Origin of the sequence: Rahnella victoriana (assembly GCF_004330295.1) — a bacterium.
In the GTDB taxonomy this organism is placed as follows: Bacteria; Pseudomonadota; Gammaproteobacteria; order Enterobacterales; family Enterobacteriaceae; genus Rahnella; species Rahnella victoriana.
On the sequence record NZ_SJOJ01000010.1, the window covers coordinates 24,707 to 41,742 of the forward strand.

Annotated in this window: 17 protein-coding genes and 1 pseudogene; 2 read left to right on the forward strand and 16 right to left on the reverse strand. The window is 52.9% G+C overall.

The features are described from left to right. Positions 1-167: 167 nt before the first annotated feature. The 11 genes and pseudogenes from EYY67_RS10060 to EYY67_RS10110 all read right to left on the reverse strand — a co-directional run bounded on the left by EYY67_RS10060 (position 168) and on the right by EYY67_RS10110 (position 8,680). Positions 168-1,298, reverse strand: coding sequence for an alkene reductase (locus EYY67_RS10060; RefSeq protein WP_131693435.1), 1,131 nt, complete (start codon positions 1,296-1,298; stop codon positions 168-170). A gap of 71 nt (positions 1,299-1,369) precedes the next feature. Next, positions 1,370-2,050: a type 1 glutamine amidotransferase domain-containing protein gene (locus EYY67_RS10065; protein WP_131693436.1), complete on the reverse strand. Its 681-nt coding sequence runs from the start codon at positions 2,048-2,050 to the stop codon at positions 1,370-1,372. Between the two features lie 122 nt (positions 2,051-2,172). Next, positions 2,173-2,778, reverse strand: coding sequence for a TetR/AcrR family transcriptional regulator (locus EYY67_RS10070; protein WP_119823752.1), 606 nt, complete (start codon positions 2,776-2,778; stop codon positions 2,173-2,175). 69 nt (positions 2,779-2,847) lie between these two features. Then, positions 2,848-2,922: pseudogene (locus EYY67_RS24840) on the reverse strand (YdgH/BhsA/McbA-like domain containing protein); the annotation flags it as partial. 12 nt (positions 2,923-2,934) lie between these two features. Next, complete coding sequence (locus tag EYY67_RS10080) at positions 2,935-3,756, reverse strand: alpha/beta fold hydrolase (protein ID WP_131693437.1); 822 nt, start codon at positions 3,754-3,756, stop codon at positions 2,935-2,937. A 135-nt stretch (positions 3,757-3,891) separates the two neighbouring features. Then, entirely contained in the window at positions 3,892-4,647 is a 756-nt protein-coding gene (locus EYY67_RS10085; RefSeq protein WP_119823748.1) for an alpha/beta fold hydrolase, read from the reverse strand. 154 nt (positions 4,648-4,801) lie between these two features. Further along, a complete protein-coding gene (locus EYY67_RS10090; RefSeq protein WP_095921586.1) occupies positions 4,802-5,482 on the reverse strand; it encodes a type 1 glutamine amidotransferase domain-containing protein in 681 nt (226 codons plus the stop codon). Between the two features lie 329 nt (positions 5,483-5,811). Then, on the reverse strand, positions 5,812-7,227 hold the full coding sequence (locus EYY67_RS10095; RefSeq protein ID WP_131693438.1) for an NAD-dependent succinate-semialdehyde dehydrogenase: 1,416 nt from the start codon (positions 7,225-7,227) through the stop codon (positions 5,812-5,814). Between the two features lie 99 nt (positions 7,228-7,326). Beyond that, complete coding sequence (locus tag EYY67_RS10100) at positions 7,327-8,139, reverse strand: helix-turn-helix transcriptional regulator (protein ID WP_131693439.1); 813 nt, start codon at positions 8,137-8,139, stop codon at positions 7,327-7,329. Continuing rightward, positions 8,132-8,320 (reverse strand): hypothetical protein, encoded by a 189-nt coding sequence (locus EYY67_RS10105; RefSeq protein ID WP_095921583.1) that lies wholly within the window; start codon positions 8,318-8,320, stop codon positions 8,132-8,134. The genes EYY67_RS10100 and EYY67_RS10105 overlap by 8 nt, the downstream gene beginning before the upstream one ends. A gap of 207 nt (positions 8,321-8,527) precedes the next feature. Then, positions 8,528-8,680, reverse strand: a complete 153-nt coding sequence (locus EYY67_RS10110; RefSeq protein WP_095921582.1) for a Hok/Gef family protein — start codon at positions 8,678-8,680, stop codon at positions 8,528-8,530. Positions 8,681-9,006: 326 nt separating this feature from the next. Here EYY67_RS10110 and EYY67_RS10115 point away from each other — a divergent pair, with 326 nt between their 5' ends. Continuing rightward, positions 9,007-10,320, forward strand: a complete 1,314-nt coding sequence (locus EYY67_RS10115; RefSeq protein ID WP_131693440.1) for an NAD(P)/FAD-dependent oxidoreductase — start codon at positions 9,007-9,009, stop codon at positions 10,318-10,320. A 41-nt stretch (positions 10,321-10,361) separates the two neighbouring features. Here EYY67_RS10115 and EYY67_RS10120 read toward each other — a convergent pair whose 3' ends face one another. The 4 genes from EYY67_RS10120 to EYY67_RS10135 all read right to left on the reverse strand — a co-directional run bounded on the left by EYY67_RS10120 (position 10,362) and on the right by EYY67_RS10135 (position 13,995). Next, entirely contained in the window at positions 10,362-11,018 is a 657-nt protein-coding gene (locus EYY67_RS10120; RefSeq protein ID WP_095921580.1) for a methionine ABC transporter permease, read from the reverse strand. Next, positions 10,999-12,153, reverse strand: a complete 1,155-nt coding sequence (locus EYY67_RS10125; RefSeq protein WP_131693441.1) for a methionine ABC transporter ATP-binding protein — start codon at positions 12,151-12,153, stop codon at positions 10,999-11,001. Before EYY67_RS10125 ends, EYY67_RS10120 begins: the two co-directional genes overlap by 20 nt. A gap of 9 nt (positions 12,154-12,162) precedes the next feature. Next, complete coding sequence (locus EYY67_RS10130) at positions 12,163-13,005, reverse strand: MetQ/NlpA family ABC transporter substrate-binding protein (protein ID WP_131693442.1); 843 nt, start codon at positions 13,003-13,005, stop codon at positions 12,163-12,165. 180 nt (positions 13,006-13,185) lie between these two features. After that, on the reverse strand, positions 13,186-13,995 hold the full coding sequence (locus EYY67_RS10135; RefSeq protein WP_411740897.1) for an AraC family transcriptional regulator: 810 nt from the start codon (positions 13,993-13,995) through the stop codon (positions 13,186-13,188). Between the two features lie 155 nt (positions 13,996-14,150). Between EYY67_RS10135 and EYY67_RS10140 the strand changes: the two genes are divergently transcribed. Continuing rightward, entirely contained in the window at positions 14,151-14,558 is a 408-nt protein-coding gene (locus tag EYY67_RS10140; RefSeq protein WP_095921577.1) for a hypothetical protein, read from the forward strand. 170 nt (positions 14,559-14,728) lie between these two features. On the opposite strand, the gene opgB is transcribed toward EYY67_RS10140, so the two are convergent. Next, positions 14,729-17,035: a phosphatidylglycerol--membrane-oligosaccharide glycerophosphotransferase gene (gene opgB, locus EYY67_RS10145; protein ID WP_131693443.1), complete on the reverse strand. Its 2,307-nt coding sequence runs from the start codon at positions 17,033-17,035 to the stop codon at positions 14,729-14,731. Position 17,036 lies beyond the last annotated feature (1 nt).

A 17,036-nucleotide genomic window follows, 5' to 3' on the forward strand; every position in this document is an offset into this window, starting at 1 on the left:
GAAAAGCCCGCTCAGGAAACTGAGCGGGCTTTTTGCTTTTGCCTGACCCGTCCCGGATACAGAATTTATCTTCCCGCACTGGCGTTTTTAAAAGCAGTCCCGGTTCTTCAGACGACACCCGCATTTGCGTCTCAGGCCTGGGTGGCGATTTCTTGGCCGAATATTTTCTAACGCTGCCCGTTGTAAACCGGATAATCAGTAAAACCTTCACCCGTCCCGCCATACAGCGTGCTGCTGTTAAGATCGTTAAATGCCCAACCCTTCGCAATGCGTTCAGGGAGATCAGGGTTGGCGATAAATGGTCGACCAAATGCGATGAGGTCAGCCAACTGCTCCTCAACCATCCGGGCACCCCGTTCTGCTGTGTATCGACCAGCGTAGATGATGCGTCCACTAAATATCGCGCGGATCTCACGGCGGAACGCTTCGGGTAAGTCAGGAGCATTTGCCCAGTCGGCTTCGGCTATAGACACATAGGCAACACCGGCGTTTTCCAGGATTTTTACCGCTTCTACATAGGTTTTATGCGGATCACTTTCAACCAGGCCGATATAGACGCGGTCTTCATCTGTGCTGGAAAATAAAGGCGTAAAGCGAACGCCCAGACGGTCTGGCCCTATTGCATGAGAGATAGCCTGCACAATTTCATCCAAAAACCGCAGTCGATTTTCAACGGAACCGCCGTATTCATCCTTACGCTGGTTTGCATGCTCTGAAATGAACTGATTAACCAAATAACCATTCGCAGCATGGATCTCGACCCCGTCAAAACCTGCACTGATGGCATTTTTCGCCGCCTGGGCATATAAATTCACGAGATCTTTAATTTCTGACCGCGTCAGTTCGCGGGGAATTGAAGGGGTGACCAACGTGCCCGTACCTGGCCCCGTCTCAATAAACGCCTTTGCTTGTTCAGCCTGAATGGCTGAAGGAGCCACAGGGGCACTTTCTTCTGGTTGCAGTGCGGAATGAGAAACGCGTCCCACATGCCAGAGTTGTGCAAAAATAATCCCCCCTTCCGCATGGACCGCGCGGGTCACTTTTTTCCACCCCTCAATATGTTGCTCAGTATAAATTCCCGGTGTCCAGGCATAACCTTGTCCACGAGGCTCAATCTGAGTGCCTTCAGTGATCATGAAACCTGCACCCGCGCGTTGACGGTAATATTCGGCCATGAGGTCGGTGGGTATGTTTCCTGGTTGTCCACTTCTTTGGCGCGTCAGCGGTGGGAAGACAATGCGATTTTTAAGGGTATAAGGACCAAGCTGAGTTGGCTCGAATAAGGCTTTATGATTCATAAGGATTTTCCATCAGTGATCATCGTAAGAGGTGACAGGCAGGCATCCTGTCACCTTCACTTCGTCAACAGTTATGCACTCAACTGCCTGATTAGCTGGGCTGCCGTTGCTGCCGAGGACGTTGGGTTTTGCCCGGTGATCAGCAGGCCATCGCTGACCACATAAGAACTCCAGTCCTCCCCTTTCGAATAAATGCCGCCTTTGGCAATCAGCTCATCTTCTACCAGGAAAGGCACAATCTGCGTCAGGCCCACGGCTTCTTCTTCGCTGTTGGTAAAACCGGTGACCTTACGGCCTGCTACCAGCGGTTTTCCTTCCGGGGTTTTGACGTGGCGCAGCACGCCAGGCGCATGGCAGACCAGAGCAACGTGCTTGTTTGCCGCCAGGAAGGCTTCGATAAGGGCGATGGAGTTTTTATCTTCGGCCAGGTCCCACAAAGGGCCGTGACCACCCGGATAAAAAACGGCGTCGTAATCAGCGTGTGAAACGCTGTCGAGACGAACCGTTGACGCCAGGTGTGCGGTTGCTTCTGCGTCTGCCTCGAAGCGGTGGGTCTGCCCGGTCTGGAAGTCAGGCTCATTACTTTTTGGGTCTAACGGCGGGTTACCGCCTTTCGGTGAAGCCAGCGTAATTTCTGCGCCTGCGTCTTTAAAGGCGTAGTACGGTGCGGCCAGCTCTTCCAGCCAGAAGCCGGTTTTGCGGCCGGTGTCACCCAGTTTGTCGTGTGAGGTTAAGACCATCAGAATTTTCATAACAACTCCTGCATTTCAAATCAATAATTGGATTAGACCAGTCGTCTAATTAAGTGATAAATATTAGACCGGTCGTATATTAAACGGGTACAAAAAACAGCTCTTTACTAAGTACCCCCTGGCTAGGGGGTAATATGAATAATTTTTCTTGTCGTAAGCAGCGCTGAATCAAACGGGCCAGTATTTCGAACAATCTTGACCATGACGCTTGCACCTACCCAAAGCTGGTAGAGGCTTTCTGCCACGGTGCGAGGTGTATCGTCAATAGTGAGAGACCCCTCGGCTACGCCCGTTTCTAACGCTTCTGCCAGACGCGAGATTATCCCGGAAGTGCCTGCCTCTAGCGTTAAGCGCATCGTGTCCGAAAGATCGGCAACTTCAGCACCTAGTTTCACGGCAAGACACTTACCCTGACAATCAGAGAACGACTGAGATTCCCGCCACTGCTGCCAGTAGTTCATCAGTCGCTGAGCCATGTTGAGACCAGGCTGGCCCAGTGTCCTGTCGATATCGGCGAGATAATCATCAAAATAATGTGCCAGCATATCTGCGCCGAAAGCTTCTTTCGAACTAAAGTAATGATAGAAAGAGCCTTTAGGCACACCAGCATCTTTGAGTATTTCGTTCAATCCGACCGCGGAAAATCCTTTACCCGCCATGATACGCTGACCTGTCGCCAGAATATGCTCGCGGATTTCATTGCTATGTAGTTGCGTTGTAGTATTCATATGTTCAATCTACCAAGAACTAGACCAGTCGTCTACAAGCAAGATAAAACTATTCCATTTTGCTAATGCTTATTTGTAGATTTCAGCAATACCGTACAGATGGTTATCGCCACCCACTGAAATAATACGGTAAGACGTTGCGCCATGTTCAGTCGCTTACTCTTCAATGAATCGCAGCAGGTCTTCATTAATCGTCCCGGCTTGGGTGATCGTCATCCCGTGGCCAAATCCTGCATAGACCTTGAGCTGCGCATCTTTGACAAGTTGCGCGGACAGAATGGCGGAGTCGGCCAGCGGAACGATCTGATCGTCATCACCATGCATGATCAGGGTTGGCACATCGATTTTCTTAAGGTCATCAGTGAAATCAACCTCAGAGAACTGTTTGATACAGTCATATTGACCTTTGATCCCCCCCTGCATGCCCTGAAGCCAGAAGCTTTCCCTCACACCCTCAGAAGGCGTCTCTGATGAACGGTTATAGTTGAAAAACGGTGTGGTCAAATCCTTGTAGAACTGAGAACGGTCTTTTTCGACCGCAGCACGGATGCCATCAAACACTTCCATAGGCAGACCTCCGGGGTTTTTCTCACTTTGCAGCATAACCGGCGGTACTGCGCCGATAAGAACGGCTTTGCTGACACGGGCTGAACCGTAGGTACCGATATAGCGTGCGACTTCACCACCGCCGGTCGAATGCCCAACCAGAACAACGTCTTTGAGATCTAACTGTTCGATGAGTGATGATAAATCTTCAGCATAGGTATCCATATCATTGCCGTCCCACGTCTGACTGGAGTTGCCATGGCTGCGGCGATCGTGAGCGATGACACGGAACCCCTGCTGACCGAAGAACAACATTTGCGCATCCCATGCATCACTCGATAATGGCCAGCCGTGGGAGAATATAATGGTTTGTCCCTTGCCAAAGTCTTTATATGCAATCTTAGAACCGTCTTTCACCTGAATAGTTTTCATCTCTTTTTTCTCTTTTCTGTTGGCGACGCCTCATGGGCAGCGCAGTTGATTTAAAAGTATTTTTGTTCGTATATTGATTTTTACATTGGGCAGTCATTGAAAGAATGACTGGCCTGGAAAGCATTTCACTGATGTTTACTGAGATAAGCTTTGTGCCGCTTTTTCGATCACCGCCGCAATTTTTTCCGGCTGTGATGCGTAAATGGCATGGTTGCCTTTCAATTCAGTGACGGTGCTGTGCGCGCGTTTAGCCATGAAGCGCTCCAGTTCTGGATTAATAGCACGATCCTGCGTCGCCACGACGGCCCAGCTAGGCTTCGTTTTCCATGCAGGAACGCCTGCCGGGGCAGTGAATGCGGCTACTGCAGGCATGAGTTGAGATTGCGCCAACAGATTTGTTTCTTTGACGGGCAAGTCAGCTGCAAAGTCCGCGTGGAAATTTTCCGGTTTGATATAAAGGAAGTGATCTGGCGTTTCAGTAATTGACTGAGCAGCTGGCGGATATTTTTTTGCCAGACTCAGCAATGAATCACCTTGCTCCGGCTGGAACGCTGCGATGTAAACCAGACCGGCAACAGAGGGATCATTACCCGCGTCACTGATGATCATGCCGGCGTAGCTGTGGCCAACCAGCAATGATTTACCACTTTGTAACGCGAGAACGCGTCGAGTCGCAGCGACATCATCAGCCAGCGAGGTTTGCGGCTCCTGAACAATCGATACGTTGTAGCCCGCTTTATTCAGAATGCGAGCCACCGGATCCCAACCGGAGCCATCAACAAAAGCGCCATGTACCAGAACGATGTTTTTTACCGGCGCAGCCATTGAAGACTGAGCATAAACTGACAGAACCAGGCTTAAAGCCAGCGTGGTCAATGATTTTTTAAACATGATGTATTTCCTTCAATTGTCATTTTTTAAGTTAATACCCTGACATCTGGCCCCCTGCCTTACAGGCCAGCGGACGGACATTTAGGTGTGTAATGTTGTCCAGATTTGCTCCGTGGGGAGGGCTTAAAGAATTCCCTCCCCACGTGATTAACCGTTATGCACCCAGCTGTTTAATCAGTTCTTCTGCCGCCTCGGTAGAGGAGGTTGGGTTTTGCCCGGTGATCAGCAGGCCATCAGTAACAACATAAGAACTCCAGTCCGCCCCTTTAGAGTAAATCCCGCCTTTGGCAATCAGCTCGTCTTCTACCAGGAAAGGCACAATCTGCGTCAGGCCCACGGCTTCCTCTTCGCTGTTGGTAAAACCGGTGACCTTACGGCCTTCTACCAGCGGTTTTCCTTCCGGGGTTTTGACGTGGCGCAGCACGCCAGGCGCATGGCAGACAAGAGCGACGTGTTTGTTTGCCGCCAGGAAGGCTTCGATAAGGGCGATGGAGTTTTTATCTTCGGCCAGGTCCCACAAAGGGCCGTGACCACCCGGATAAAAAACGGCGTCGTAATCAGCGTGTGAAACGCTGTCGAGACGAACCGTTGACGCCAGGTGTGCGGTTGCTTCTGCGTCTGCCTCGAAGCGGTGGGTCTGCTCGGTCTGGAAGTCAGGCTCATTACTTTTTGGGTCTAACGGCGGGTTACCGCCTTTCGGTGAAGCCAGCGTAATTTCTGCGCCTGCGTCTTTAAAGGCGTAGTAAGGTGCGGCCAGCTCTTCCAGCCAGAAGCCGGTTTTGCGGCCGGTGTCACCCAGTTTGTCATGTGAGGTTAAGACCATCAGAATTTTCATCATTACTCTCCAGTATTTCAAAGTGATAGTTGAATTAGACCAGTCGTCTAATGTGTTCTTAAATAAAAATGTTATACCCGTGCCTGCTATTCCTGCCAACTCTGCGTGCTGTTCATTCCAGCGGAACGGCTGTCGTGCTATGTCGCTTAGTCGCCGTTGCCATGTGAGTAAGCTAACACCGAATAGACCGGTCGTATACAGATAGTTAATAAAACTTTTTCATCTTTTATATGTCAGGCACCTTCTCATAGCGGATGCCTGTCATGATGAGATAACTCACTCATTTTAATGCTTATTCAACTGCGTTTTATCACGTACTGATAACGCACTTAGTCAACTTTCTTTGCCCAAACTGCCTGAGCATTTGTGAATTCACGCAGGCCAAAGTGCGAGAGCTCGCGACCATACCCGCTCTTTTTCACACCACCAACCGGGATGCGTGCATTCGTGGCAGAAAATCCGTTGATGAATACGCCTCCTGTTTCTAAGCGTCTCGCGATTCGCTGGGCACGGGAAACGTCGCTGGTCCAAAGGTTGCCCCCTAAGCCGTAATCACTGGTATTTGCCAGCTCAATGGCATGCTCGACGTCATCTGCGACAGTAATAGTTGCAACAGGGCCGAAGGTTTCCTCATCAAATGCAGCCATTCCCGGACCGACTTCACCCAGTACGGTAGGCTCATAGAAGTTGCCGGGGCCCGCGATTTTATTCCCCCCAAGAAGACGTGTCGCGCCGGCTGCGAGTGTTCGTTCTACTTGATGATGTAATTCATCACGCAAATCTTTTCGCGCCATGGGCCCGATTCTGTTTTGCGGGTCCTGCGGATCGCCAACCTTCAACTGTCTGACGGCCGCGATAAATTTTTGTGTGAATTCCTCCGCGATGGGTTTTTCCAAAATAAACCGTTTCGCGGCTAAGCACACCTGGCCCGCATTTTGGAATCGCGCTTCAACACCCGCGGTAACAGCCAAATCAATATTGGCGTCAGCCAGCACAATAAATGCGTCTGAGCCACCTAGCTCAAGCAAGCTTTTTTTCAATGCTTTGCCTGCAATCGCCGATACGGCAGACCCCGCCCGCATACTCCCCGTCAATGTCACTGCGGCAATGCGATCATCCTCAATCACTTTTGCAACAGTTTCGTTATCAGCAATAAGATTGGCGAATAAACCTTTTGGGAAGCCTGCACTCTCATAAGCATCCTGCAAAGCATAGGCAGAGCCCATCACATTGGGCGCATGCTTGAGGATAAAACCGTTACCCGACAGCATAATCGGGCCCGAAGCGCGAATGACCTGCCATAAAGGGAAGTTCCAGGGCATGACGGCCAAAATTGAGCCAATGGGCAGATAGGAGACATGTACCTGATCGTCATTTTCGACAGAAACAGGTTCATCTGCGAGGATTGCCGGGCCATTGCTGGCAATCCAATCAATTGTCGCTGCACACTTCTCAACTTCTGCGCGGGCTGCTGCCAGTGTTTTCCCCATTTCAGCGGTGATGATCGCTGCCAAAGTACCTGAACGCTCGCGCAGAATCGCTGATAAACGACGATAAGCTTCTACGCGTTTCGGCATGGGAGTAGCACGCCACAACCGAAAAGCCGCGTTATTACCTGCCAGCATGCCTTCTACTTCGTCAGCAGTTTGAAATGCATAAGTCGCGATCAACTCGTCCGTCGCAGGATTACGTGATGTCGCGACATCAGGAGAAAGCGTATTCTGTGTGACATATTGGGATGACATAGTTTTTGCCTCATAAACGGTTTAAGAGAAGCACGTTGTGTGCTTCGATAAAATTCAGTTTAGGCAGGTCGAATCATCCCTGGAAGGCGTCTTGTTATCCTATGACCGGGAGTCACAGGCAACGTGTCGGGGAATATAGGTCACCAGAGAAAGGTCGGGTCTCCCCTCTGGCGTGAGTGCAACATAGGTAAATTCAATATGTCCGGAAGTGGGATGCAAAAGCCGTTTGCTCCCCTCACCCATGCCTTTCACTTCCGTATCCAGCCACCACTCCTTGAATTCCGGGCTTTTTTCAGAGAGTTCTTCAATGAGATGGTCAAAAGGCTTTTTGTCCTGAGCATGGGCGCGTGACGCGCGGAAAACGGAGATCATTCCTCGTGCCATCTGCTCCCAATCCAGGATCTGCGTGCGATACGGACGATATAGAAACAGCAGTCGCAACGTATTACGCTCATGAGGTTCCAGCGATCCATAATCGATGAACAAATCAGCAATAGCATCATTCCAGGCGAGAATATCAAGTCGGGCATTTCTCACATAGGCCGGAATGGGATCGATAGCGCGCACTAAACTTTTCAGGCCATCACTCACACCATCCGCTAGGGGATGGGGTACCGGCTCTTCGCGCGGTGAAAGGGCAAAAAGATGGGATGATTCAATTCTGTTAAGTTTTAGAACTTTTGCTATACGCTGGAGTGCATCTGCCGAAGGTTTAATCTCTCTCCCCTGCTCAAGCCAGGTATACCAGCTCACACTGACTCCAGCCAGGATGGCGACTTCCTCACGACGTAAACCGGGTGTACGGCGGGTACCCTGCTGCATGCCGAAGTCCTGAGGATTAAGGCGTGCACGCCGGCTTACTAAGAAAGCACCGAGTTCACGACGCTGCTCTGAAGTGGTTTTTTTAACCATAATAGTCTGCCTGTAAATGATGCGTGAAAAACTGCTCGAGGTGGTCCACCGCCTGACCGACGTATTCCGGGACGTCATACATCTGATAATGGCGCGCGCCTGGGATTTCAAGGACCGGCTGTGTGAGCAGGATTTCCGCCAGATGGAAAGCATCGAAGCCAAGAATTAACGCATCACTCAAGTAATGCCGGCGATTAGTGGAGTTTGCGTGTTGTCCGCGCTCAGTTCGGTAGTAAGTTATAGCAGGCATTTACCACCGAGAGACTAATAAAAAAGGGGTCATTCTGGTGGTCTTGACAGAATGAGGAGAAAAAAGGAAAAGAACGGGTGCCTGAGGTCAACATACGTTGGCAACATCGTAAAAGGTGGGGCGAACCCCACCTTACGGTTAGCTCTTAATTTCGTAGCTTAAGACTGCCGCAATTTCTGTCATGCCCTGTTTGATATGCAATTCGCAAAGCGAATCCCGTACCATCCAGGTCCAGGCCAAAAGCGTGAAACAAATCACGATGAGGCCATGTAACACAAGCTTTCGCGACATCTTGCCCTCCGTTGCATTTCTGCTTTTAAGAGGCTATCCTGCTGTTGCTTAGACATGCGATGGATAGCCTCGGGTAGATTGAAAAATTTCCCCGGGGCTTTCGTCTTATATGCCTTGAACAACAATGCTCAAGCCAGACAAGCCTCAAGCACCCGCGCGCATTCTACCAGTCTTCCCTCTCTGTATTTCGATGTTTTATTGTTCACTTTGTCCTAATTTTCACCCGCTTACACGTTCCTGTATTATCCTTTTCTCTAATCGGCATTAGACATCTATACGGCTATCACTTAGGATTGAACCACCTGGGATAACTGCCTGATGCCACGATGAAAATTAAACACCTACCTCTTGATCAGAATATTAATGGCTGGGCCGCGCTGCGGGATGAGACACGTCGTTACCCGGCCTTGCGTGGCCCGGTCACCGCCGACTGGCTGGTGATTGGCGCCGGATTTGCCGGACTGGCGTTTGCCCGCCGTATTGCGGAACTTCGCCCTCACCAGCACATTGTTGTGCTCGAAGCGCTGGATGTGGCGGATAACGCCTCGGCACGAAATTCGGGTTTTGTAATTGATTTGCCGCACACCGTGGGCAGCACATCAGCGGAACTGGAGCATGCCAATGCGTATCGCCGCCTGTTGCAGTACGGGTTGAGCCATCTGAAACACACCGTCGACCGCCATCACATTGAATGTGACTGGCTGAATTCGGGGAAATATCACTGCGCGGTGAGCGAGCAGTTTGACGGTGAAATCGCGCATTATCAGCAGGAACTTACCACTCTCGGCGAGCACTTCGAACTGCTGGACAGAGCCGCGCTCAGGCAGCGGCTGGGCACAAGTTTCTACCGCAGCGCGGTGTATACGCCCAACTGTATTCTGGTCAATCCGGCGGCGCTGATCAGCGGGCTGACGGACACCTTGCCGCCGAATGTCACGGTATACGCCAATTCTCCGGCCTTACAGATTGATACGCAGGGCACGATCCGGGCGCAAACGCCACATGGCGAAGTGCGCGCCGGTAAGCTGATGCTGGCGATCAATGGCGCCGCGCGCGGTCTCCCGCTGTTCAAAGGCAACGTGTTTGCCATGTCGACATTCGCCACCCTGACGGAACCCCTGACGCCGGAACAGCGCGCGCTGATCGGCGATATTGCGCCGTGGGGGTCAACACCCGTCAATGCGCTGGCGGGCGCGACGCTGCGCTATACCTCTGACCACCGCTTCCTGATCCGCGAACACGTCAACTTTACACCGGGGCTGGTGACCGGTGCCGTTGAAACCGGCCGCCATGCGCACAGACATCAGCGGTTGTTTGCGCGCATTTACCCGCAGTTGCAGGACGTGAACATGGCGTATACCTGGTCGGGGCTGATCAGCATCACGCGCAACGGCGCGCCGGTATGGGGGAAAATTGCCGACAATGTTTATTCGTCTGCAGGATGTAACGGTTCAGGCAGTTCAAAACAGAGCGCATTCGGGCGTCTGCTGGCAGAACATGCCCTGAATGAAGATAATCCGTTGCTGGCGGATATGCAGGGGATCGGACGCGCCAGTTATCTGCCGCCGCGCCCGTTGCTGGATGCCGGAGTGAAAGGCTTTATGGCGCGGGAACGGTGGCGTTCCCGCAGCGAACTCTGAGAGATGTACAAAGCCGGTCGTCGTCATGACAACCGGCTTTTTTAATGCCGTTTATCGACCCGCGCCACGATGCGATCGCCCAGCCACTGAATACCGCATACCATCACAATCAGCACTACGATCACCTCAATCATCACAACCGTTTCGAAACGCTGATACCCGTAACGGATCGCCAGATCGCCCAGCCCGCCCGCGCCGATAGCGCCCGCCATGGCGGAAGCGCCAATCAGTGCCACCAGCGTGACCACAAATCCGGAAAGAATGCCCGGCAAGGCTTCCGGGATCAGAACGTCCCAGACAATGCGCAGCTTACTGGCTCCCATCGCCCGCACGGCGTCGATCAGTCCGCGATCAACATCCCGCAACGACACCTCCGCCACCCGCGCAAAATAAGGTGTGGCGGTAATGGAAAGCGGAACAATCGCCGCCCAGGTGCCCAGCGACGTGCCCACCAGAAAACGGGTCACCGGGATCAGCGCCACCAGTAAAATAATAAACGGCAGCGAACGGAAACCGTTGATCACCAGCCCGAGCGAGCGGTTCACCCAGCGGTTTTCAGCAATGCCGCCCGGACTGCTCATCACCAGGATAAGCCCCAGCGGCAAACCGGCAATCAGGGAAAACAGGCCGGAAATCGCCGTCATCAGCAAGGTGTCTTCGACAGCGTTAATCAGTAAATCAATCATGACCGGAGACATAACCTGTCAGCTCCACGGTGGCCTGGTGCTGTTGCAGCCAGTGTAAAACAGCCTGCTCAGCGGCGGCATCCTGTACCGGCACTGAGAAGAAGAAACGAACCACGGCATAATGCTGGATATGGTCCACCCCGCCCTGGATCAGACGGAATTTTCCCGGCAACGCGATAGCCATCAGCGTGAGGATTTCCCCCTGCCTGCCCTGCTCCGCATATTGCACGCTGTAAATCGCCTCGCCTTTTCGCACCGGTGACAGACGTTCTGCCAGTGCTTCCGGCAACTGCGGCAGTAATCCCTGCAACAACGTACGGGTCAGCGGTGATTGCGGATGAGCAAACACCTGCCACACTGGCCCTTCTTCGATAATTTCACCGTCATTGATCACGGCCACGCGATGCGCAATTTTTTTGATCACTTCCATCTCATGAGTGATCAGCAAAATGGTGATGCCGAGTGTCTGATTAAGCGATTGCAGGAGCGAAAGGATTGAACGGGTAGTTTCAGGATCCAGCGCGGATGTGGCTTCGTCACAAAGTAAAAGGGCAGGATTCGCCGCCAGTGCGCGGGCAATTCCGACGCGCTGTTTCTGGCCGCCGGAGAGTGCCGCCGGGTAATTTTTCGCTTTGTCTGCCAGCCCGACCAGCGCCAGCAATTCTGCCACCCGTGTCTGCCGCCGGGCCTTGTCATACCCGGCGATTTTCAGGGGCAGCGCCACGTTCTGTTCAACCGTTTTGGCCGCCAGCAAATTGAAATGCTGGAACACCATGCCGACGCGGCTGCGCACCGACTGCAAAGCTTTCTCGTTCAGACCGGTGATCGCGCGGCCTTCGATTTCAATCACTCCGCTGTCCGGCTGTTCCAGTCCGTTGAGACAGCGGATCAGGGTAGATTTACCTGCGCCGCTGCGACCGATAATGCCCACGATTTCGCCCCGCCGGACGGTCAGTGAGACATCTTTCAGCGCCTGCGTGGTGCCAAACTGGCGGCTGACGCGGTCGAGACGGACGACGTCATGCGCCTCCCCGCGGTTCGGCTTCAGGCTTTCCGCTGCAAACTGCCCGGCGTCAGCCGGGCGGGCATGGGCGGTTTCTGAAGGCGTCGCCGTGAAATGCGCGCCGGTTTCAGAGAGGGTCGTCATGCTGAATCCTTACCAGGCGGAAACGCCAGTGCCTTTATAGACCTTATCAAACACCTGTTTGACGGCATCATTCTGGTAAGAACTGACCAGTGTCTTCACCCACGGCGCATGCACATTTTCGGTTTTCACCGCGATAAAGTTGTTATACGGATTGTCTTTAACCGGTTCCTGCGCAATGCGATCGGCAGGCGTCAGGCCACTTTTCAGCGCCCAGTCGGTGTTCACAATCGCGGCATCCAGATCCGGCACGGAGCGACCGATAATGCCGGAATCCAGTTCTTTGATGGTGACGTGGCGTGGATTTTCGGTGATATCTGCCGTGGTAGCGAAAATACCGGCACCCGGCTTCAGTTTAATCACACCGGATTGCTGAAGCAGGATCAGGCCGCGTGCTTCGTTCGCCGGATCGTTGGGCACGCCAATCACCGCGCCCTCTTTCAGTTCGTCGGCAGTTTTCACTTTTTTGGAGTACAGACCAATCGGCCAGACGGCGGTATCCCCGACGCGCACGATATCGTAGTGATTCACTTTGATCTGATTATCGAGGAAAGGCTGATGCTGGAAGGCATTGGCATCCACTTCCCCGTTTTGCAGCGCCTCGTTAGGCTGGTTGTAATCGTTGAAGACCACCGGTTTTACGGTCAGACCTTTTGCGGCGGCCTGTTTAACCACTTCACGCCAGACATCTTCATCCTCACCGCTGATAATGCCGACCTTGATGGTGGTTTTATCGGCGGCCTGCGCGGCACTCAGCTGTGCCAGCACGCTGCCGGAAATCAGCACCGCAGACGTTGCAGCCAGTAAAAAAGCACGGTTAAGGCGGGTCTTAGTTTTAGTCAATTTCGTGCGCATTGCGTATCCCCAAAAGTATGATGAGAGGCCTGCACAGGGCTGTGTTTCCGTGCAGGAATTTGGCGAGTATACCCATCGGCATATTTCTTTATAATATTGTTTTAATGATAGTTATTTCGGAAATGAATAACTGAAATGGCATAGCAAATCGATAAAAATGCTAAGGCACACGGGCGGGGTTTACTGGCGTTCGGCGAGGTATCTGGCGGGCGGTTTTCCGACCGTTTTGCGGAACATAGTGACAAAGCCGCTGGCATTCTCGTATCCGAGATCCAGCGCGACGGTCTGCACGCTTTCCCCCTGCGACAACCGCTGAAGCGACAAAATCACATGCAACTGCCGGCGCCACTGGCCAAAGCTCATGCCGATTTCCTGCATCAGCAAGCGGCTCATGTTGCGCTCGCTCATGCCAATCCGCGTCGCCCAGTCCCGCAGCAGAATTTTATCTGACGGGTTCGCCAGCAGCAGCGCGCTCAGGCGTCGTAACCGCGCATCCTGCGGCATTGGCAGGTGTAACCCTTCAACCGGCGCGGCAGAAATTTCATCGAGCAGCGTGGCGATCAGCCGCCCTTCGCGCCCCTGTTCCGCATACAGTTCGGGAAATTGGGTCGCTTTGAGCATCAGTTCACGCAGTAAGGGCGAGACGGCAATTGTGCAGCATTCCTGCGGCAAATCCACTGCCGTACCCGGTTCGATAAACAGGCAGTAGCATTCGGTTTCGCCCGTACCGCGCGCCGAATGTGGCAGATTGCCGGGGATCCACACCGCGCATTGCGGCGGCACAATCCATGTCCCCTGATCGACTTCACAATTGAGGATGCCGCGCAGTGTATAAAAAAGCTGTGCCCGGCGATGGCTGTGTCGGGCATATTCCCAGTTTTCTGACGCCACTGTGGCGTTCAGCAACACGACGGGTCGCGGCACATTATCGACATCAAACGTGCCGGAAGGTTGACTGAGCGACGTGGCGGTCAGTGACACCGACATCATAACCCCCTCTCCCGGCGTGACGCGGCAGTGTGGCCGGATTGAACAACAGTCTGGCGATTCTGTGCAATGACGCCCTGCCAGCGGGTCAGATAAGGTGATGGTCTTTGCGGGCAATGCATGCTGCGCCGCCCGTTCTTACCTACAGGAGCCTCATCATGCTTATTAATGCCGGGCAATTTCCCATCGTCAGGGTGCAGTTTAATGCCACGTCGGTTCATGCCGCGAATCAGTCGCCGTTCGCCGATTTTGATGCCCTGCTTGACCGCAACCAGCCGTTCGTCTTTATTAACGATGAAGGTCTGGGCAGCGAGCGCCATGAGCAATCGCAGGAGGAAATGCAGGCGATTGTGCTTTGGCGCAAGAAGAACCGCCATGCCCTGCGCGAGCGGGTAAAAGGCAGTATTTATATTGAACCGGATACCGACAACCGTATGGCCGCAGAAAGCTTTGCCCGCACGTACGAGAAATTCTGGGGCTATCCGATGCTGATTGTCGCCGACGAAAATGAAGCCCTTGCGCTGGCGCAAAAGATCCTGACTGATTGTCATGTATCCCCGCAGTGAGCTGGCAGAAAAGTCAGATGCCTGACCAGTTGTTTTTTTGAGAGTGATTCTCATTAGCAGAATATCAGTCAGTATGGTGAAAAGTCCACCCGGCCATTCATCAGGTAAAGTCAGCGTTAACGGCCATAAAAAAACCCGCCGGAGCGGGTTTTTTTATGGCGGACGGCGGATTATGACTGCGGATCCACCGGCTGAACCTCGAGAGACACCATACCGATGCCCAGTTTGCGTGGCTGGAAGCCACCGCTGGTGCCTTCGGTCGGCTCGGTCGGTTCCGGTGGCGTGATCACAATGCTCTGCGCCGCACCGGGGTTGGTGAATTGGACTTTTACGATGCCGTCTTTGTCGCCAAAGGTGACAAACTGCTCCTGATCACCGACGCGGACAGACACCGGTTTGTCGATATTGTTGCCGTAAGCGCGGGCGCGGATCACCACGTCAAAAGTGGCTGGCAGCGGTTTGACATAGTCAATTTGCACCGACGGCGCCAGATTAGCATCAGACCAGCGTCCCCAGTTTTCAACAGCGGAAACCCCGGTGATGGCTTTCACCTGTTCCGGCAATCCCGGCACCATAAAGGCGATGGCTTTCGACTGATACGTTGTGGCGGAATCGTCAATGTTCAGGGTTTTCAGGGTTTGCTGATAAATCGCATTGCTGCCTGAGGTGTCCTTCGCGAAGTCCACTTTACCTTTGAACGTATCGCCGGTGACCTGCACGATGGTCGGTTTCGCGCCCAGGTTGCCGGACGCCACACACAGGCCGGTATTGAGCGACAGTTCCGGTGCCCAGACGCGCCCCATTTCGTAGCATTTATCCACCCAGACAAAGTTATCGCTGGTGGCCAGTCCGGCCAGCTGTTTTTTCAGCGGCGTGGACAGATAGACATCAAACATCGGTTCGATTTTGTCTGCCGTGACTTTCAGGATAAACGGCGTTTTGATGGTCATGCCGGAGAACGTGAACGTGTTGTCTTTGGTGTTCACCGCGTAATGATTAATGCTGTTCGGGAAGCCCCACTGTTTGATGACCGCCGGTTTCCAGGCATTCACTTTGTCATCGATATTCAGGAACTGCGCGGTCATGGAGGTTGCAGACACACCACTGCGGCCCAGACCGATGTAGTTATCGCCGCCCATCATATCCAGCACCGTCGCACCGTTATCCAGCGTGCTGCGTTTCGCGCCATTCTGATCGCCGACCGGATGACGGCCATCGAGCACGAAGAACAGGTCTTTGCGGTTTTCTTTGGTCAGAATGCTGTAAGCGGTGTTGTTCATCGCCAGATGATCGGATGACACCACAATGATGGTGTTATCAAAATAACCGGACTTTTTAATCTTATCGATAAATGCGGCAATCAGTTCCTGACTACAGGAAACCGCACTCAGCGACTGATTGGCTTTTCCGTTCACTTTATATTCCTTGCGGGTACAACCGCGCGAAATAAAGCCGTCCGGATGATGGGTATCGACGGTCAGCGTGAACAGTGAGAACGGTTTGCCTTCCTGACTCAGCGTCACGAATTTTTTGTACACCTCATCCAGCAGGGTATCGTCATACCAGCCCCAGTCATTTTTGTATGACGGATCCGCGACGGTCGGACGCAATTCGTTGTAGCCATAAAGATGGTCAAAACCATGGGATTTCAGGAAGGTGCCTTTGCCGGCAAACGCCAGCTCTGCGCCCTGATAGAAGTAGTTGGTGTAGCCTGCGCCTTTGAGCACATCGCCAAGACAGACGTTTTCAGGGTAGAAGGTCGCCAGTGCGCTGGAGGCATTGCCATCAAACGGCGCAAACAGCGGGATCCCGCACTGCGAAGCCACCATACCTGCGATGGTATAACCGGTGCCCGGCAGCTGTTTGGTATTGGTGAAATCGGTGCTTTGCGCTTTATGACGGCTTAATTCCGTGGTCAGCCCCGGAAATACTTTATCGTCAAAATAAGTGCGCTCCAGACTTTCGCCATAGATATAAACCAGATTCGGTTTTTTCGCGCCTTTAATAATTTTTTCCGGCACTTTGTAATAGGTATCGAAATCTGCGCCGTTGCCGGTGATTTGCGTTTTCACCAGACGGGAAATGTTCTGGAATGCCTGCGTGGATCCCACCGAGAAGACCGCCAGCACCACCGCCAGTACGCTGTACACCACGCTGCTGTTCTTCGCGCGACGTTGTCTGAGGCACCACGCCAGCAAGGTGAAGACGGCGATAAGTCCGGCCAGTAAGCCGATGAACGGTAAGATGTATTTGTTCAGCCCCGCGCCTTTCAGGCTGCTGGTGACGGTATATAACACCGCATCAGTGATACCTTCACCGGTGAAGTAATTGCTGCCAATCAGGATGACGTTGAGGATGACGTATAGCCCGAGGAAAAACAGCACCAGCGAAAACCAGACACGGCTGGCCGACGCCCGGGTGACGTATAAAAAAATAGAGGAAAGAAATAAAACAAAAGAAAATATCTCAGAAGCCATT